General features: G+C 70.7%; 20 protein-coding genes. 2 read left to right on the top strand and 18 right to left on the bottom strand.

Annotated features, from left to right (window positions below; translation table 11 throughout):
* Nucleotides 1–212: 212 nt before the first annotated feature.
* The 3 genes from HNR73_RS23505 to HNR73_RS23495 all read right to left on the bottom strand — a co-directional run bounded on the left by HNR73_RS23505 (nt 213) and on the right by HNR73_RS23495 (nt 2,932).
* On the bottom strand, nt 213–1,499 hold the full coding sequence (locus HNR73_RS23505) for an ArsB/NhaD family transporter (RefSeq protein WP_239122206.1): 1,287 nt from the start codon (nt 1,497–1,499) through the stop codon (nt 213–215).
* Nucleotides 1,500–1,589: 90 nt separating this feature from the next.
* A complete protein-coding gene (locus HNR73_RS23500; RefSeq protein WP_239122207.1) occupies nt 1,590–1,979 on the bottom strand; it encodes a CBS domain-containing protein in 390 nt (129 codons plus the stop codon).
* A 50-nt stretch (nt 1,980–2,029) separates the two neighbouring features.
* Nucleotides 2,030–2,932 carry a glycoside hydrolase family 19 protein gene (locus HNR73_RS23495; protein WP_184789756.1) on the bottom strand — a complete coding sequence of 301 codons (903 nt, stop codon included), beginning with the start codon at nt 2,930–2,932 and terminating at the stop codon, nt 2,030–2,032.
* A 142-nt stretch (nt 2,933–3,074) separates the two neighbouring features.
* On the opposite strand from HNR73_RS23495, the gene HNR73_RS23490 reads away from it, so the two are divergent.
* Both HNR73_RS23490 and dacB read left to right on the top strand, forming a co-directional pair.
* Nucleotides 3,075–3,581 carry a hypothetical protein gene (locus tag HNR73_RS23490; RefSeq protein WP_184789755.1) on the top strand — a complete coding sequence of 169 codons (507 nt, stop codon included), beginning with the start codon at nt 3,075–3,077 and terminating at the stop codon, nt 3,579–3,581.
* A 64-nt stretch (nt 3,582–3,645) separates the two neighbouring features.
* Nucleotides 3,646–5,220, top strand: coding sequence for a D-alanyl-D-alanine carboxypeptidase/D-alanyl-D-alanine endopeptidase (gene dacB / locus HNR73_RS23485; protein WP_184789754.1), 1,575 nt, complete (start codon nt 3,646–3,648; stop codon nt 5,218–5,220).
* A 37-nt stretch (nt 5,221–5,257) separates the two neighbouring features.
* Here the strand turns inward: dacB and HNR73_RS23480 are convergent, their stop codons facing one another.
* The 15 genes from HNR73_RS23480 to HNR73_RS23410 form a co-directional block, all read right to left on the bottom strand.
* Nucleotides 5,258–5,665 (bottom strand): Imm1 family immunity protein, encoded by a 408-nt coding sequence (locus HNR73_RS23480; RefSeq protein WP_184789753.1) that lies wholly within the window; start codon nt 5,663–5,665, stop codon nt 5,258–5,260.
* A gap of 43 nt (nt 5,666–5,708) precedes the next feature.
* Nucleotides 5,709–6,464 (bottom strand): DddA-like double-stranded DNA deaminase toxin, encoded by a 756-nt coding sequence (locus HNR73_RS23475; protein WP_184789752.1) that lies wholly within the window; start codon nt 6,462–6,464, stop codon nt 5,709–5,711.
* Nucleotides 6,464–6,718, bottom strand: coding sequence for a hypothetical protein (locus HNR73_RS23470; protein ID WP_184789751.1), 255 nt, complete (start codon nt 6,716–6,718; stop codon nt 6,464–6,466). The genes HNR73_RS23475 and HNR73_RS23470 overlap by 1 nt, the downstream gene beginning before the upstream one ends.
* A gap of 178 nt (nt 6,719–6,896) precedes the next feature.
* On the bottom strand, nt 6,897–7,982 hold the full coding sequence (locus tag HNR73_RS23465; protein WP_184789750.1) for a threonine aldolase family protein: 1,086 nt from the start codon (nt 7,980–7,982) through the stop codon (nt 6,897–6,899).
* 47 nt (nt 7,983–8,029) lie between these two features.
* Complete coding sequence (gene argG, locus HNR73_RS23460) at nt 8,030–9,481, bottom strand: argininosuccinate synthase (protein ID WP_184789749.1); 1,452 nt, start codon at nt 9,479–9,481, stop codon at nt 8,030–8,032.
* A 160-nt stretch (nt 9,482–9,641) separates the two neighbouring features.
* Nucleotides 9,642–10,088 carry a GNAT family N-acetyltransferase gene (locus HNR73_RS23455; RefSeq protein ID WP_184789748.1) on the bottom strand — a complete coding sequence of 149 codons (447 nt, stop codon included), beginning with the start codon at nt 10,086–10,088 and terminating at the stop codon, nt 9,642–9,644.
* Nucleotides 10,089–10,098: 10 nt separating this feature from the next.
* Nucleotides 10,099–10,368 (bottom strand): DUF3817 domain-containing protein, encoded by a 270-nt coding sequence (locus HNR73_RS23450; protein WP_184789747.1) that lies wholly within the window; start codon nt 10,366–10,368, stop codon nt 10,099–10,101.
* Nucleotides 10,368–10,823, bottom strand: a complete 456-nt coding sequence (locus tag HNR73_RS23445; protein ID WP_184789746.1) for a hypothetical protein — start codon at nt 10,821–10,823, stop codon at nt 10,368–10,370. Before HNR73_RS23445 ends, HNR73_RS23450 begins: the two co-directional genes overlap by 1 nt.
* Nucleotides 10,824–10,899: 76 nt before the next feature.
* Complete coding sequence (locus tag HNR73_RS23440) at nt 10,900–11,331, bottom strand: MarR family winged helix-turn-helix transcriptional regulator (RefSeq protein ID WP_184789745.1); 432 nt, start codon at nt 11,329–11,331, stop codon at nt 10,900–10,902.
* 33 nt (nt 11,332–11,364) lie between these two features.
* On the bottom strand, nt 11,365–13,515 hold the full coding sequence (locus HNR73_RS23435; protein WP_184789744.1) for a hypothetical protein: 2,151 nt from the start codon (nt 13,513–13,515) through the stop codon (nt 11,365–11,367).
* A gap of 233 nt (nt 13,516–13,748) precedes the next feature.
* Nucleotides 13,749–14,897, bottom strand: coding sequence for a serine hydrolase domain-containing protein (locus HNR73_RS23430; protein WP_184789743.1), 1,149 nt, complete (start codon nt 14,895–14,897; stop codon nt 13,749–13,751).
* Entirely contained in the window at nt 14,894–15,496 is a 603-nt protein-coding gene (locus HNR73_RS23425) for a TetR/AcrR family transcriptional regulator (RefSeq protein WP_184789742.1), read from the bottom strand. Before HNR73_RS23425 ends, HNR73_RS23430 begins: the two co-directional genes overlap by 4 nt.
* Before the next feature lie 78 nt (nt 15,497–15,574).
* On the bottom strand, nt 15,575–15,871 hold the full coding sequence (locus HNR73_RS23420; RefSeq protein WP_184789741.1) for a hypothetical protein: 297 nt from the start codon (nt 15,869–15,871) through the stop codon (nt 15,575–15,577).
* Between the two features lie 149 nt (nt 15,872–16,020).
* On the bottom strand, nt 16,021–16,707 hold the full coding sequence (locus tag HNR73_RS23415) for an ABC transporter ATP-binding protein (RefSeq protein WP_184789740.1): 687 nt from the start codon (nt 16,705–16,707) through the stop codon (nt 16,021–16,023).
* Nucleotides 16,708–16,711: 4 nt separating this feature from the next.
* Nucleotides 16,712–18,064, bottom strand: a complete 1,353-nt coding sequence (locus tag HNR73_RS23410) for an ABC transporter permease (RefSeq protein ID WP_184789739.1) — start codon at nt 18,062–18,064, stop codon at nt 16,712–16,714.
* Between the last annotated feature and the right edge of the window lie 7 nt (nt 18,065–18,071).

The raw sequence follows: 18,071 nt of genomic DNA, 5'->3' as shown, positions 1-18,071 counted from the left end.
TGTCATCCGAAGCTCGTCCACCGTTCGATGTATGTCAATGGATGGACGCATGGGCTCATTCAGTGAATTCGTCGGACGAAGGCGCCGAAGTGCGGACAGAAGAGGGAAATGCCTGGTCCATCAGCTGTTTTGGGACCGAAGGGCGAGAACCGTCCACAGTGGATTGACTGGCCGGATGGGATGCCGTTGGCCGACCGGGCCCGTGGCGGCCGTCAGGCGAGGTATCGCGCCCACACGTACGCGTGTGAGATCACCAGCGTCACCGCCGCCACGACCGCCCCCGCACGGGCGAAGCGCCAGAACCCTATGGGGTGACCGTTGCGGGCGGCGATGCCCGCCACGACGACGTTGGCGGAGGCGCCGATGATCGTGGCGTTGCCGCCGAGATCGGCACCGAGGGTCAGCGACCACCACAGCACGTCGCGGCCCGGGTCGCCCGCCACGAGACCGGCGACGATGGGGCTCATCGAGGCGACGTAGGGGATGTTGTCGATGATCGCCGACAGCAGTCCCGAACCCCAGATGAGCACGCCCGAGGCGAGGGGGACGTCGTCGCCGACGGCCTCGCCGGCCGCCGTCGAGATCTCGTCGATGACGCCGACGTTGACCAGTCCGCCGATCATGACGAACAGCCCGGCGAAGAAGGCCAGGGTGTGCCATTCGACGTCGCGCATCGCCTCGGCGGGTTCGAGTTTCGCGATGGCGACGAGGATCCCGGCGCCGAGCATGGCGACGATGGACGGTTCGTAGTGCAGGACCGGATGCAGCACGAACGCGGCCAGCACGGCGGCGAGCACGATCCCGGCCTTGACGAGCAGTGCCTTGTCGCGGATCGCCTCCTTCTCCGACAGGCGCATGATCGCCTCGGCCCTCTCGGCGTCGACGGTCATCCGGCGCCCGAACAGGAGCCGGCACGTGCCGATGAGGGCGGCGACGAGCACGACCACGACGGGGGCCGGGTGGACGAGGAAGTCGTTGAAGGTCAGTCCTGCCTTGGCGGCGATGATGACGTTTGGTGGGTCGCCGATCAGGGTCGCGGTTCCACCGATGTTGGAGGCGAAGACCTCGGCGAGCAGGAAGGGCACGGGGTCGGTCGCCAGTCGCCGGCAGATCAGCAGCGTCACGGGGACGACGAGCAGGACGGTGGTGACGTTGTCGAGCAGGGCGGAGGCTCCGGCGGTGATGACGATGAGCAGGGCCATGATCCGGAACGGGCGGCCACGGGCGCGTTTGGCGGCCCAGACGGCCAGATACTCGAAGACGCCGGTCGGCCGGAGCACGCCGACGATGATCATCATCCCGAGCAGCAGGAAGACGACGTTCCATTCGATGCCGGTGGCCTCGTCGAAGAAGACATGGTGCGCGTCGGTGATGCGCAGGATCAGCACCAGCGCGGCGCCGCCGAGGGCGACGGCGACCCGGTCGACCTTCTCGGTGGCGATGAGCACGTAGGCGCCGAAGAAGATGACGCAGGCGGCGATCACATCGAACTGATCCACGAGAGAGCACCCGGATTTCAGGGTCGGCGAAAGATCCGCCGACCAGACTTCCCGGCACACCACGTCGGCTGACCGACGCCGCCAGCGACCCTAGCCCAGATCGAGCATCCGGTCGAGCAGCGCGTCGAGGGTGATCGCGCCGAGCATCCGGTCCTCCGCGGCGACGGCGGCCACCGGCGAGGAGCTCGCGGCCATGACCGAGGCGATCTCCAGGGCCGTGGCGTCGCCGTCGACCACGGGCAGTTCACGGTCGGCCTGGTCGAGTCCGTCCCCGACGGTCCGGGCGCCGAGTTCGCGCGGGAAGAGATCGGCCTCCGGCGCGTCGATGACGCGTGCGAGCACCGGGTCGTCCTGGCGGTAGGCCGGGACGGCCATCCGCAGGACCTGCGTCCCGGGGAGCACCTTGCACGGCATGTCCTCGTCGTCGACGACGATCAGTCCCGAAAGGTCCTGCCCGGCGAGCAGGCGGGCGGAGAACACCCCCGCGGCGAGCGCGGGGGTGTTCTCCCGGAGGTATCGGGGGATGCCGGTCAGCAGTACAGGTTCGCGCCCGGGGCCACGCCGAGGAGCGAGGTGAAGGAGCGGTACTTGCTCACGCGGCTCTCGACCTGGCCGGGGTTGCCGCCGTTGCATTCGAGGGAGCCGTTGATGCTGCGGATGGTCTCGCCGAAGCCGCGCGAGTTGACCATCGCGTTGTGGGCGGTCATGGTGCCGGGCCCGTTCTGGGTCATCCAGTACCACAGCGCGGTCTTCCAGGAGGTCGCCGCGTTGCGCTCGACCTGCCAGGGGTCGGCCAGCAGGTTGATGCCCAGGGCGTCGCCGGCGGCCTTGTAGTTGAAGTTCCAGGACAGCTGGATCGGGCCGCGGCCGTAGTAGGCGGCCTGGCCGGCGGGGCAGCCGTAGGGCTGGCCGGCGTCGCAGTAGTGCGGGTAGTTGTTCTGGTTCTGCTCGACGATGTACACCAGGCCGCCGGTCTCGTGGGAGACGTTGGCCAGGAAGGCCGCGGCCTCCTGCTTCTTGATGGTGTCGCCACCGGTTCCGGCGAATGCCGGGAACGCCTGGATCGCGGCGGTGAGTCCACTGTAGGTGTAGAAGGAGTTCCGGCCGGGGAACATCTGGTTGAACTGCGCCTCGGTGACCACGAAGCCCGAAGGATCGGGGTTTCCGGGACCGCCGCCGCCGTCGCAGGCGCCGTTGTCGGCCCAGACGCCCCATTCGCCGGTGGTGCCGGGGGTCTCGCCCTGCGTCCACCACTTGGCGCGCCAGTTGTGGCCGTTGTGGGAGGCGACGTTGTTGGCGGTGTAGACGGTCGAGGCGCTCCACGGGGTCGCGCAGGCCACCGCGGCGGACGCGGAGACGCTCGGGACGACCAGCGCCGTCCCGCTCGCGAGCACGGTGACCGCGAGGAGTAAGAGGGTGCGTAACTTCGGCATGACCTCTCCCAGAGGTTAGTAAAGTTTACGGTTAGGCGCAAAGTAGCATTCCGGCCAGTCGGGGACAAGACTCCGACAGTGAAAGGCCCGAGATTCCCCGGGCGACGCGCGCGCGCCGGGACCTTTCGGCGATAGTTGCCGGATGGCCCGCCCCGACCACCTCCTCCGCCGCCTGCGTTCGTTGGCGGCCCTGGAACTGCTCAACATCCCGCTACAGGCATGGGTGTGGTTCACCGTGGCCGGCTTCCCCGCCACGGCCGCCAACCTCACCGGGTTCGCGCTCGTGGCGCTGCTCCTGGTCCAGGGTGCCGCCTACTGGACGGCCAAGGGCCGAAGGCTCGCGACCGGTCGCACCGGACTTCCCGCCGCCCGCGCCTTCGCCGTCGCGCGGGTCGCCAACCCCGTCCTGCTTACCGCCAGCACGGGCTTCACCCTGTGGGCCGCGGTGTCGGCACCGGGCCGCGGATCCCTGCCCGGCCTGGCGTTCGCGCTCTTCGCATGGCTGGAGCAGATCAACTACTTCCACGTCCAGCTCATGTACGACAACGCCGCCGACCTGCGCCGCTTCCGCGCCCACGGCTTCCGCCGGGGCCCGCTCGCCCGGAATCTGGCCCGCGAGCGGCGATCCGGCCCCTCCCGTCAACGGTGAACCGTCCGCGAGTCCTGCCCGCGAAGCCCTTGTTCGCAGAAAATCTTCCTGCCAGCATCAGCGCATGAAGAAAAGAAACGTCGCCTGCCTGGCCGGAGCGGTCGTCCTCGCCGCCACGCTGACCATCTCCGGATCGGCCATCGCCCAAGACGGCGCCGACGCCCACCTCGCCGAGACCATCGACGCCATTCTCACCGACGCCCGCCTCGACGGTTCGCAGATCGGCGTCGTCGTCGCCGACGCGACCACCGGCGACGTCCTCTACGACCACAATGGGCACACCCGCGGCATTCCCGCCTCGAACACCAAACTGCTGACCTCGGCCGCGGCCATGCACCACCTCGGCCCCGACCACCGCTTCGTCACCGACGTCGCGACCTCGGCCAAGCAGTACGGTTCGGCCCTCCTCGGCGACCTCTACCTGCGCGGCACCGGCGACCCCACCACCCTGGCCGCCGACTACGACGCGCTCGCCGCCGCCGTGGCCGCCTCGGGCGTCAAGACCGTGACCGGTGGCCTCGTCGCCGACGACACCGCCTTCGACGCCCAGCGCAACGGCAGCGACTGGGCCGCCGATGACGAGAGCGCCTACTACGCCGCCCAGATCTCGGCCTTGACGGTCGCCCCGGACACCGACTACGACGCCGGGACCGTCATCGTCACCGCCACGCCCGGCGCGAAGCCCGGTGACGCGCCCGTCTACACCATCGAGCCCGACAACGGCTACGTCACGATCGTCAACAAGGGCAAGACCGTCCCCTCAGGACAGACCGACACGCTCGGCATCTCCCGCGAGCACGGCTCGAACAGGATCGTGATCTCCGGCCAGATCCCCGTCGGCGCCTCGGCCACGAAGGACTGGATCTCGGTGTGGGAGCCGACCGGCTACGCCGCCGACGTCTTCCGCCGCGCGCTGAAGAGCCACGGCGTCCGTGTCCTCGGCGCCACGAAGCTCGGGAGCGCCACACCCGAAGGCGCCCGGCGACTGGCCGCGCACGAGTCGATGACGCTGTCGGAGCTGCTCATTCCCTTCATGAAGCTGTCGAACAACATGCACGCCGAGGCCCTCACCAAGGCCGTCGGCCGCGCGGTCTCCGGCGCGGGCACCTGGAGTGCGGGGATCGCCGCGATCCGCGCCTACGTCGCCACGCGGGGCATGAAGGTCTCGGCGCTGCGCCAGGCCGACGGCTCCGGACTATCCCGCCGCAACGACATCCCGGCGCAGGAGATCGCCAAGCTCCTCGTGGGTGTCCGTGACGAGCCGTGGTTCGCCGACTGGTACACCTCGCTACCGGTCGCCTGCAACGCCGACCGCCTCGTCGGAGGGACCCTGCGGACGCGCATGTGCGCCAGCCCGGCCGCGAAGAACAACGTGCACGCCAAGACCGGTTCCCTGACGGGCGTGTCCGGCCTGTCGGGCTACGTCACCGACGCCGACGGCCGGGCGCTGGTGTTCAGTGTCGTCACCAACGACTATCTCGCCTCCTCGGTGAAGGACATCGAGGACAAGATCGCCATCGCGCTGGCGAACCACACCGCCTCGGCGCCGGCGGCGAAGGCCGCGACCGACACGCTCGTCCCCGAGGACACCGTCTCGCGGGACGTCGAGTGCACCTGGGTCAAGCCGGACGTGTGCTGACGTCGCCCGCCCCGGTCGCCGAGTGCGGCCGGGGCGCCTACCAGGGTTGCCAGTCGGCGAGGGTCGGGCGCAGCCCGGTGTGCAGGAACTCGGCCGCCGCGGCCCGGACGGTCGCCAGGGTGAGCTCGGCATCGCGCGGGAAGTCGCGATCCTCGCCGTAGTAGCAGTAGAAGAGCTCTTCGCGCTCGCTCGTCGTGCCCTTGCTGTACCAGGCGTCCGTGCTGTCGATGTAGATCAAGGCACCGACGTCCCCTTCGGGGTCGACGGCGACGTGCAGGGCCCGGTAACCGCCGTCGCCGGGCTCGGCGACGGACAGCACGGCGATCGAGCGGTCGAAGCCCTCGCGCATGAGTTCGTCGAGGAGTGCGTCCAGCTCGGCATCCGTGGAGGCGACGGCCGGCTCGTCGCGATGCCCGGGACGGAAGTAGGCCTTCAGGGAGGTCACGCCGCATCGCCTTCCCTCGGACGGAAACGACCGATACCCCGCGTCATACCGCCTCCGTAGCCTTGTAGGTGCGGCTTTCGCCATTGGGCCAGCAGACCGTCAAGCTCGAACCCGGCGGAAGGAAACGGGAGAGGAGACTGTCGCATCCGTATTCCTCCGCGCAGGGTCCATCCGGTTTGTTGATCACGATGATCTCATCCGTGAGCCCGGAATCACGCATGCGCATCGCGTATTTCAGTTCTATGTCCTTGGAGACCGTGAGTACCGGCGGCTCTCCCGGGCGACGAACGGATTTCCAATGGTGATCGACTTTGTCGGTGTACTCGTCGCCACCACTGCACAGGTCCGACACGGCGAAGCCGTCGACGATTCTCAGACCGCGGGTGCGCATTCTCGCGTGGCGCCGTTTCTCCCACACGGGAAGCCGCTCGATCCATTCGGCGGGAGCCGCTCGGCCGGTCGGCGCCCCCGGGCGCAACGCGGGCGCGATCGCCTGGCCCGGAAGGATTCCGGCGGTCCCGCCGGGTGCGAAGTCCCCGGAGCCGCCGACCTGGACGGCGTAGGCGTTCACGTCGCGTGCCGCGCCGTCGAGCTCGCGCAGGGCCCGGTCGATGGCCTCGCAGGCCTGACCGATGGCTCCGACCATGTGGCGGGGTTCGTCGCTGCCGCTGGTGACGGTCACGCGATGGACGGCGGCGGCGCCGTTCTCGGCCGTCTCGCGGGCGTGGCGCAGCTCCTCGGTGGGAAGGTCGGCGACGGCCGCGCGCAGGCCCCGGACGGCCTTCCCCAGCTCGTCCATCACAGCCTCGACAGGTAGCCGTCCCGGCATTCGCGGACGAGCGCGAAGGCCGAACCGGCCTCGTCGAGATGCGTGATCGCCCTGTCGAGGCGGCCGACGGCCGATTCACCGTGCTGATTGACGCTCTGGCCGAATATCGCGAGCATTCGCGAACGGACCTCTTCGATTCGATCGCGCGAGGCGTCGAGCAGCCTGTCGGGTAAGGATTCGACCGCGTGTTCGATCGCCCGACGGACATCACCGATGTCGTCCATGTGGCACCGTCCCCCGGTTACGTGTGTCAGCACACTACCGGACGAAGAAGCCCGCGAGGGTAAAGTGCACGACAGCTTCCGGCGGGTCATCCATCGACGGGAATCGCATTCACGGAATGGTGCACGTCGATGCATTTACCGAACACATTGCGCGATTTCCCGGCCTTGGGAGATCGGTTCAGGCCGCCTTGGCCCGTTCCACCAGCTCCCGCACCAGCCCCGCCAGCTCCTCCGGCTCGAACTCCATGGCGTTCTCACCGACGCTCACCTCGAAGGCGCAGCGACCGGGCAACGGTGTCGAGCCGGTGCCGCCGAACAGGTGCGTCCCGGTCTCTTCGAGGAGCACCCTGCTCGCCTCGCTCGCCGCACGTCGGCCGACCGGCAGGTGCACGTGGAACATCGGCGTCTGAGGCACCAGCGGGACGGTCGTGGCGATGCCGTCGGCGTTGAGCGCGGCGGCGAGGGCGACGGCGTGGTCGCGGAAGGCGGCCATGCGGGGCAGGACGTTGTCGAGTCCGTCGAGCGCGGCGAGCGCGAGCGGCCAGGCGTCGGGGATCTGGCCGCCGAGGCGCCAGCGCCACACCTCGGCCTCGGCGATCGTGGCGGCGTCGGAGGCGAGGACCGCGCCCCGAATCCCCTGGAGCCCCTTGTAGAGGGATACGTAGACGGTGTCGAAGAGGGCGGCGATCTCGTCGAAGGGGCGCTCGTAGAAGGTCTGCGCCTCCCACAGCCGGGCGCCGTCGAGGTGCGTGGCGGCGCCGGTCGAGCGGACGGTCGCGATCTGCTCGCGCAGTTCGTCCCACTCGGGCAGGAGGCCGCCGATCTCACGCTGCGGCAGCTCCCAGAGCACGGCGGCGACGGGCTCGCCGATTCCCGCGAGGTCCTCGGTGGTCATCAGCTCGTTGGCATCGCCGACGCGGACGTAGTGCAGGCCGTGCACGACGTCGTAACCCTGCTGCTCCCACAGATCGAGGTGGTTCGTGGGGTGGGCGGCGAAGCCGCGGCGGCCACGCATCTCGGCGTGCATCCGCAGCGCGACCTGCTGGGCCATCGTTCCCGACGGGAAGAACAGCGCCCGCTCCTTGCCGAGGAGTTCGGCGATGCGCCGTTCCAGCAAGGCCATCGCGCTGTCGGGCCCGTACACGGGCGCGTCGGCCTCGGGGCGTTCCATGAGCCTGGCGAGCACCACGCGGGGCTTGCGGCGCAGCGGAGCGTGGGAACTCAGGGAGCGGCGGATCTCGGGCCGGGGTGCGTCGGTGGTCATGGCGTCATCCTGCCCCCAGGGCGATGCCATGACCACCGGATTCCCGGTCAGTCGGTGCCCGACTCCATGGCGGCGAGGTCGAGCAGTTCGTCGCCGACGAAGCTCTCGGTGGCGCCGGCGGCGATGGCCTCGGCCCCGCCCGCCGGCATCGCGCCGATGAGGCCGGTGGCGGCGGCCTGCGCGGCACCGATCAGTTTCGGCTCACGGCTGCCGACCATGCCGAGCCCGGCGTACTGCTCCAGCCGGGCGCGGGAGTCGGCGATGTCGAGGTTGCGCATGGTCAGCTGGCCGATGCGGTCGACCGGGCCGAAGGCGGCGTCCTCGGTGCGCTCCATGGACAGCTTGTCGGGGTGGTAGCTGAAGGCCGGGCCGGAGGTGTCGAGGACCGAGTAGTCCTCGCCCCGGCGCAGCCGCAGCGTCACCGTGCCCGTGACGGCCGTCCCGACCCAGCGCTGCAGCGATTCGCGCAGCATCAGGGCCTGGGGGTCGAGCCAGCGGCCCTCGTAGAGCAGACGCCCGAGGCGGCGGCCCTCGTTGTGGTAGCTGCTGACGGTGTCCTCGTTGTGGATCGCGTTGACGAGACGCTCGTAGGCGGCGTGCAGGAGCGCCATACCGGGCGCCTCGTAGATGCCGCGGCTCTTGGCCTCGATGATGCGGTTCTCGATCTGGTCGGACATGCCGAGCCCGTGGCGGCCGCCGATGGCGTTGACCGCCAGCACCAGGTCGACGGGGGAGGCGAACTCCTCGCCGTTGACGGTGACGGGGCGGCCCTGTTCGAAGCCGATCGTGACGTCCTCGGCGACGATCTCGACCGACGGGTCCCAGAAGCGCACGCCCATGATCGGCTCGACCAGTTCGACGCCGACGTCGAGGTGCTCCAGTTGCTTGGCCTCGTGCGTGGCGCCCCAGATGTTGGCGTCGGTGGAGTAGGCCTTCTCGACGCTGTCGCGGTAGGGCAGGCCGTGCGAGAGCAGCCACTCCGACATCTCGGTCCGGCCGCCGAGCTCGCTGACGAAACCGGCGTCCAGCCACGGCTTGTAGATCCGCAGGGACGGGTTGGCCAGCAGGCCGTAGCGGTAGAACCGCTCGATGTCGTTGCCCTTGAAGGTCGAGCCGTCGCCCCAGATCTGGACGCCGTCGTCGAGCATCGCGCGGACCAGCAGCGTGCCGGTCACCGCGCGCCCGAGGGGCGTGGTGTTGAAGTAGGGACGGCCGCCCGAGCGGATGTGGAAGGCGCCGCACGCGAGGGCCGCCAGGCCCTCTTCGACGAGCGCGGCGCGGCAGTCGACCAGGCGCGCGACCTCGGCGCCGTAAGTCGTGGCACGACCGGGCACCGAGGCGATGTCGGGCTCGTCGTACTGGCCGATTTCGGCGGTGTAGGTGCACGGGATCGCGCCTTTTTCGCGCATCCACGCGACGGCCACGGAGGTGTCGAGACCGCCGGAGAAGGCGATGCCGACGCGCTCGCCGACCGGGAGTGAGGAAAGGACCTTGGACACGATAAGAGTATATGCACAGCAGTGCATGATCATGCAAGATGGGAGGGGGTGTGTCTCGCAGCACTCCCCCGGCGCGCGTGAACACCCGGCCACGAACCGCCCCGGGAGCACGCGAAACGCCCGTCGCCACGGCGTGGCGACGGGCGTTGAGAAAAGGTGGCTACTCGGCGCCGAGCACGAAGAGCGCGATCCCCTCCTCGTCACTGTCGATCCGCGCGAAGCCGCAGCGCTCCAGCACCCGGATCGAGCCGATGTTCCCCTCCACCGTGTCGGCGTAGAGCGGGCGGTCCGGCATCTCCTTCACGTACTCCGCCAGCGCCAGACTGCCGATCCCGCGACCCCAGAAGCGCTGCCCGTACCAGTACCCGACCATCTGGCGCCCGTCCTGGGACCAGGACAGGATGTTCCCGGCGACCTCGCCGTCGACCAGTACCGTGCGCGCACGCACGTCGGGGCCGGCGAGGATACGGGTCTTCCAGTGCGTCATGAAGGTCTCGCGGTCACGCTCGGGAAAGACGGCCCGGCGGCGCCCCTCCGGCTCGGATTCGTAGGCGAAGAAGGCATCGAGGTCGGTGAGCTCGACAGGCCGCAGCAAGATCGTTGTCACGTCGCGGAGACTAAACGCGGGGTACGACACGAAGCCTTCGCAGCGCGAGCATGCCGCCGATTCCGGGGACCCAGGCCAGCCACTTGGCCGCCTTGCCGCCCGGCTCGCGGGCGACCGGGGCGAGTGCCGTCGCCGCGATGACCGCAACGTAGGACATCCCGTGCAGCGGCCCGCAGAGCCGCGAGACGGTATCGGCGTGCACGGTCGCGAGGTTGACCAGCAGTACCGTCAAGGTGACCGCTTCAAGTGCGGCCGCGACCCGCAGGACCGGCGTCGACATCACGCCTCCGGGCTGTAGCCGGAGCCGGGGCGGACGATCATCAGCACGACGACGGCGGCCCATACGAGGTTGTAGGCGCCGGCGAGCATCGACAGCCGCTTCAAGGGCCGCTCGTCGCCGGGTTCCGCGAGAGCCTCGCGCTGGCGTGGGTAGATCTGCGTGGCGAGGAGGAGCCCGGCCAGGGCGGTCAGGGCCATGGCTACGGTGATCCAGATTTCGCCCATCCGGCCCTGGATCGTCGCCAGCGCGATCCCGATGACCGGCACGCTGATCCCGGCGACGGCGTAGCCGCCGGTGACGCGGTGCAGGGCCTTGGCGACGGCGAGGCTGCGGGGTGAGCCTTCGGCGGGTTCGACGACGGGCGCGTAGCGCGGGAAGAGGCTGGTGGCGACGGCCGATCCGCCGACGAAGACGATTCCGGCGAGGACGTGCAGGGACAGCAGGACGTTCTGCATGGTGACGACTCCCGACCTTCAGGTTGCCTGAAGCTTACGTCATGGCTTCAACCTGATTGAAGGTCGGGATCGGGTGCTAGCCGAAGGCGCCGAGGATCCCCGCACCGACCTTCCGCTGGATCGGATCGGCCTCCGGCCCGAAAAGCAGCTCGTCCACCGTGGACACCGCGCGCTTGGCCTCCTCCAGCAGGCGCGCGCCCTCCTCGGTCAGCTCGATCACCGACGCCGAGCCCGCACGGGCCGTGTGATCACGCACGAGACCGCCCGCGACCAGCGACTTCACCGCCGAATGCACGCTCTGCACGCTCGTCCCCGACATCCGCGCCAGCTCGCTGAACGACGCCCCCGGCATCGCCTTGACGTGCCCGAGCAGCCCCAGGCGCGCGACGGTGAGCTCCAACGGCGCCAGGGCGGCGTTCAGCTCGGTCTCGACCCGGCGCGCCAAGGTCAGCACGATGATCGACGGACTCGTCACGGGCGGGCGCGGGCGGGCGCTGTCGGTGGTCACCCCACCCAGTTTTCCCTACCGGCCCCGCCCGGTTCATCCCGCGTCGAGGGCCTCCAGCAGCGCCTTCGCCCGCGGCGAGAAGGTCACGTTCCCGCACGCGGCCGCCCGCGCCAGCACGTTCCGCGCGCCGGCCCGCTCCCCCCGCCCGGCGAGGATCTCGCCGCTGCGGAAACCGGCCTCGCCGACGAGCTCGGGATCGTTGCTCAACTCCAGCGTCCGGCCGTACCAGCCGACCGCGCTCTCCAGGTCCTCCAGCCAGTAGCAGAGCTCGCCGAGATGCGCGGCGGCCAGCGCGGCACCGTCGTCCTCTTCGGCGAGCAGGGGCGCGAACCAGCGCGTGGCCTCGTCCAGGTCGCGCCTCTTCTTGGCGGCCAGCGCGAGGTTGCTGACCGCCTGCCGGGAGGTCACCGGGTCCCCCATGCCGATCGCGCGCACCCACCAGCGGCGGGCGGTGTCGTCGTCGCCCGCGTGATGGGCGTGGAACCCGACGGTCACGCACGCCTTCGCCGCACTGGCGCCCCTCCCCCGCGCGACTTCGGTGAGCAGTGGCAGGGCCTTGTCGGCCCGCTCCGCCGAACTGAACCACTGGCCGTAGAGGAAGGCCGCGTGGCGGTCGACCGCGCCGGTCGCGGGTGTCACCGCCAGCTCGGTCAGCAGCGCGCGGGCGGCCTCGGCGGCCACGGTCTCGCCCACCCCGTCGAGCAGCTCGGCGAGTTCGGCGATCTCGGCCGCGGCGGCGCGGGCTCCACCCGGCCTGGTCACGCAGCTCCAGTGGGCGCCGCGGATCCAGGCCCCGGCGACGGCGGCATCGTCTTCGCCGTGCCGGAGTTCGTGCTCACCGAGGAGGCGGTACGCGGCGGCGGCGACCGCGGGGAAGGCCGGCGCGGCCGCTTCGGCGATCGTCCGGATCCCCTCGGGGTTCATCGCGTCGGCCTCCGCCCGGGCCAGCCGCCTGCCGATCACGGTGGCCAGAGCGGGCGGGTGGGCCGAGCCGCCGGTGACGGCGTAGGTCCAGGCGGCGACGGCGTTGCCGGTGCCGATGACGAGGGCGAGCAGGGCGTCGAGTGTGGCCTTGTCGCCCTGCCTGCCGTAGTGGAAGGCGAGGTCGACGGCCGCGTTACCGGTCTGGCACCGTTCCAGGTCGCCGCCGAAGCCGACGGCGGCGGCCGCCTCGAAGTCTCCGGCGTAGACGGCGAGGGCGACCTCGGCGACGGCCTTCGACGGGTCGTAGGCCCGGCGGAGTTCGGCGGTGGCGGCGGCCCGGTCGCCGCCTTCGAAGAGGCGGAGCGCGTGCTCGGCCGGGCTGGACATGTCGGCACGGCGGCGGGCCTCGGCGAGGATCACCGGGTCCCCGGCGGCGTGCGCGAGGAGGTAGGCAGCGCGGGCCTCCTCGGCGCGGCCTTCGCCGTGCAGTCGCACGCAGAGTTCGAGGGCCGCACGGGTCTCCAGGGCGACCTCGGCGGTGAAGTCGTCGGCGAGTGTGCCCTCACGTTTGGCCTTGACACGCTCGACGGCGGTGTGGGCCTTGGCCTTGACGTGCGCGTCGCCGGTCTCGATCGCGCGCTCGTAGGCCCGGATCGCGCCGTCGAAGTCGCCGCTGTCGAGTTCGCGGACCCAGCCAAGGCCGAGATAGGCCTCACCGGCGCCCGACGCGGGGCCACCGCGGCGTTCGGCCGCCGGACTCGGGAAGGCGTTGGTGGCCCAGCCCTGCCCGGTCAGGAGGGGTTCGAGCCAGCGCGGGTCGGTGACGCGCACGTCGTAGTCGGCGGCGACGAGGCGGTGTTCGGCCTCCCAGGGGTCGTCCCACTCGTGGAGGTGCGCGTCGAGGCCGTCGGCGTGGTCGCAATGGAACTCGGCGAGGGCGGCGATCTCGGCATCGCCGGTGGGCACGTTGCGCGAGTCGAGCATCTCGACGTGTTCGACGAAGCGCCCGGCGTTGGCGTCCACCCACTCGGTGTCGAGGTACTCCTCAAGCCCGACCTCGTCCTGGAGGGGGCCGCGACGGCGTTTCGCGACGCCGTCGGCGGCCTGCCACAGTGCCCTGAAGAAGAAGCCCGCATCGCGCGGGAGCAGGTCCTCGCGGCCCCACGACCGTTCGAAGTGGACGAGCAGGACCCGGAGCCGCACCCGGCGCGCGGGCGGGTCGAGTTCCAGGACGCGGGCGCTGTAGAGGTCGCGGGTCATGGCCGCAGATTGTGGCAGACGGCCCCGACATGGTCGCTTTCGCTCCGGTGCCTTCCTTGCGCCGCAAGGCTTTGAGGCCATAGCCGTTGCCGTCGACGTCGAGCATCTCGAAGCGTTTGCGCAGTGTGGACTCGCGCAGCGACGTGATCGCCATGACGGGTGCCTCCGCTGTCGGTGTGCCCGGGCCACGACAGCGGAGGACGGCGCTTTCGGCCCTGTGGCCGCAGGTCGTTTCACGCCCCGGAGGTGACCGCCTTGTGCAGCGCGTCGAGCAGGTCGAGGGGTCGCCGGTCGGGTACGGCGGTGCGGATCTCGTTCGTGCAGTACGAGTAGCCGACCTTCGGTCCGGGCCAGGCCGCGTGGCGCGAGCCGCCCCAGCCGGCGTGGCCGTAGGCGTCCTCGGGAGCACCGAAGCGCAAGGACTCGTTCTGCAGTTCGAAGCCGGTCCCGTAGACGATCGGGCCGTTCCACATGGGCTCGATGCCGCGCCGGATCACGCGACGTCCCTCGGCGATCGTCTGTTCTTCGAGCACGCGGACGCCGTCGAGTTCGCCGCCCCGCGCGAGGCAGGCGTAGAAGCCGGCGAGCGCACGGGCGGTGGCGTGCAGGCCGACCGCGGCCTGTTCGGCGCTTCGGAAGGCGGGGTCGTTCCAGATGCCCGGGCCCTCGGATCCGGTGAGGATGTTGCGGGTGAGGACTTTCAGTGGGTCCGGTTCATCGGCGGCGACATCGGCGAGGACGCCGGGAGCGCCGACCATCCGGGACACGCGCGCGTGGTGTTCCGCGGGGACGCCGAACCAGGCGTCGAGGCCGAGCGGGCCGGCGAACTCCTCGGCGAAGAACTCGCCGATGCCGCGGCCGTCGACCCGGGCGAGGATCTCGCCGGTCAGCCAGCCGAAGGTCACCGCGTGGTACATGAAGCCGGCGCGCGGGTCGTCGGCGGGCGCCTGGGCGGCCAGCAGCGCGGCCATGGCCGGGCGGTCGAGCCAGTCGGCGTAGGTGTGCGCGGCGGCCACTCCGGGCAGGCGGGCCTGGTGGGACAGGACCTCCCGGACCGTGATCGCGCTCTTTCCGGCGGCGGCGAACTCGGGCCAGTAGCGGGCGACCGGCGCGTCGAGGTCGATCCGCCCGCGTTCGGCGAGCAGGAGGAAGCAGGCGGCCGCCGGGCCCTTGGCTCCGGAGAAGACGAGCTGGAGGGTGTCGGCGGTCCAGGGGCGGCCGGTGTCGCGGTCGGCGACGCCGCCCCAGAGGTCGACGACGAGTTCGCCGTCGCGGTAGGCGGCGAAGGACGCGCCCGGTTCGGCGTGTTCGGTGAAGTTCGCCGCGAAGGCGTCGGCGACGCCTTCGAAGCCGGGGGCGGTGGTGCCGTGGACGTCGGTCATGGGGCCTGCTTTCGGGTGGGGGCGGCGGTCGCCAGCAGTGCCAGCGCGGCGGCCTTGGCGTCGGCCGCGGCGGTGGCCGTGTCGTGGTGGTCGGCGACGACGGTGGCGCCTTCCAGGAGCATCAGCAGCTGGCGTGCGAGGAGTCCGGGGTCGGCGGCTTCGGCGTCGGCGGCGATGTCGCCGAGCATGGTGAGGTAGCGGCCGAGGTGGGTGGCGGCGATCGCGCGCGCCGGGTCGGCGTGCCGCTGGGTGGCGGCGTTGACGATCGCGCAGCCGCGGAAGTCCGGTTCGGCGTACCACTCGCCGAGCGCGTCGAAGACGGCGGCGAGGCGGTCGGCGGGTCGCGGTCCGGCGGCCGTGGCGGCCTCGGCGATCCAGTGCGTGACGCGGGCGCTGCGTTCTTCGAGGACGGCGGCGATCAGTCCGTCCTTGGAGCCGAAGTGGCGGTAGAGGGTCTCCTTCGAGGCGCCGACGGCCCGGCACAGCTCGCTGACGCCGACGCCGTCGAGTCCGTGGCGGTAGAGCAGGCCGGTGGCGGCGGCGAGGATCCCCTCGCGAGTACGGGCGGGGTCCAGGGACGTTCCTTTGGCGACTGGCACGCAGAGATGGTACCGAGCGGTTCGATCTAAGCCGCGAGGGGGTCGTACCGATCGGTTCGATCGTGCCGCGCGGACTGCCTACCGGGCCCCTTCCGGCCCGAAGACGTGCTCACGAAGGTCCCCGCCGCGCAAGGCCATGTCCCCCGTGCGCCACAGCCACAGCCACACCTCGGGCCGATGCACGCCGCGAACCGGAGGACGCCGTCCGGCACTTCGGCGGACGGCGACCGAGATGCCGAAGAGCTTGTCGAGGAGGTCGTTACCCGCCTCCTGGAGGGTCGGGCCGCTGCCGTGGGCGACGCCGACCAGCGCGAGACGGCAGCCGTCGTCGCGCACGTCGAGTTCCAGTTCGGGGCTCCAGGGGGCGGTGCTCATTCGAGCCAGTGTGATCAGTGCCGTGAGCTGCGGCAACACCCTGCGGCCGATCGTTACGGGATGGTGACCGCGTGGCGCGTCCGCCGCCCGGCCGCGAGGTCCCGGGCGGCGAACGCGGGCGCGGGGATCCCGACACGGACCCCGCGCGTCTAGACCCCCCGGTTCTTGGTGTGCACGATCTTGCCGTCGCGCATGGAGAAGGTGATGTCGGCGCGGTTGGCGACCCCGCGGTCGTGCGTCACCACCACGACGGTCGTCTTCTTCGCCACCACCAGGTCGCGCAGCAGGGTCACGATCCGTTTCCCGTTACGGCTGTCGAGGTTGCCGGTCGGTTCGTCGGCGAGGATCACCTCCGGCCCGTTGGCCAGCGCCCGCGCGATCGACACGCGCTGCTGCTCACCGCCGGACAGTTTCCCGGGCAGACGGCCCAGTTTCGCGCCCGACAGCCCGACCTGCCGCAGCAGTGCCAGCGCCCGGTCCTTGCGTTCGGCGCCCTTCACCCCGTCGAACTCCAGCGGGAGCATCACGTTCTCCAGCGCGGTCAGGTTCGGCACCAGGTTGTACTGCTGGAACACGAAACCGATACGGCTGCGCCGGTAGGCGACCTGCTTGCCCGGCGAAAGCGCGGTGACGTCGACCCCGCCGACGTGGATCGTCCCGCTCGTCGGCGCGTCCAGCGCGCCCATCAGCGCCAGCAGCGTGCTCTTGCCGCTCCCGCTGCTGCCGACGATCGAGGCGAAGGTCGCGTCGGGGATCTCCAGGGTCACCCCGTCGACGGCGGCGATCTCCTCCCCGCCGGACTTGAAGCGTTTGACGACGTCCTTGACCTGCAGCATTCCCCTACTCCCCTCGCAGAACTTCGGCGGGACGCACCCGCGCTATCAACCAGGCCGGCACGACACTGCCCAGCAGTGCGATGCCCAGCGCGCTCAAGACCCCGAGCGCGAGGGTGTCGCCGCCGAGGCCCGCGGTGACCTCGCCGATGAGGTCGGCGGCGCTCTTCGGCTCCTCACCACCCGGGCCGGCCATCTTCACGACCCGCCCGCCGCCGGCGACCATGCCGTCCGCGCCGGACTCCGCCGCGGGCGTGTTCGTGCTGACCAGGACGTCGGCGATGAGATTGCTGGTCATCAGCGTCACGCCCAGGCCCAGCACCGTCGCGACGAGCACGAGCGTCACGGCCTCGATCCCGAACTGCGCGATCACACCGCGCGTGGTCCCGCCGATCGCCTTGAGGACCCCGACCTCCTTGCGCCGCTCGCGCACGGTCAGCGCCAGCGTGAAGAACACGATCACCGCCGCGCACAGCAGGCAGATCAGAAAACCGAGCCAGGTGATCCGGTCGACGGTCTCCAGGCCCTTCGTCGCCGACAGCGCCGACTCCGACTCCGAGGTGATCTCGACGGTGTCCCCGAACAGTTCGCCCATCGCGGCGCTGACGGCTTCGAGGTGGTCCACGTCATCGGCCTCGGCGACGATCGAGTTGTAGCCGTCGACGTCACCGAGCTCCATCACGGTCGCGGCGAGCATGACGACGCCGACACCGTCGAACTCCTCGCCGGCGGCGGCGATCCCGACGACGGTGAAGGTCTCCTCGAAGGCCTTGAAGGTGTCCCCGACGGCCAGCCCGTTCTTCTCGGCGAGCTGGTCGCTGATCACCGCGCCGCGCGTGTCGCCGGCGGCCAGCGCGGTGCCGTCGAGAATGTCGAGGGCCTCGCCCCTGCCGTTGAGCGTGCCGTCGGTACCGGCGAGCTGGACGGGGAACTTCATGCCCTCGGGGGCGCCCATCTTCGTGCCGTCGACGGCCGATTCGAGGTCCGTGGTGCCTTTGGCGCCGTTCGGCGCGCCGAGCGCGATCCGCGGCCCGCCGGCCTTCTCCTCCTCGGTCTTGGGCAGTTCGAGCATGCCCTGGACGGTCCCGTTCGCGGTGGCGACGTGGTCGAGCCCGCGGACCTGTTCGAGCTGCTCGGCGTTGAGAAGGCTCATCTCCTCGGCGTTCTCGCTGAACGCCGGCATCGCGGTGATCGTGGTGTCCAACTGCTCGCGCACCGAGGCCAGCCTGGCCGCGACGGCCTCGTTGGCGACGAGCATCGACAGCGTGAGGCCGACGACGACGGCCAGCACGAGCACGACGGCGCTGCCCCTGACCTTGTTCCTGAACGTGTTCCTGATGCCGCGTGCGGCCACACTCATGGGTTTG

Source organism: Phytomonospora endophytica (genome assembly GCF_014202425.1).
Taxonomy (GTDB): Bacteria; Actinomycetota; Actinomycetes; order Mycobacteriales; family Micromonosporaceae; genus Phytomonospora; species Phytomonospora endophytica.
Note: the sequence above shows the minus strand (reverse complement) of the source record. Positions and strands in the feature narration are given on the sequence as shown.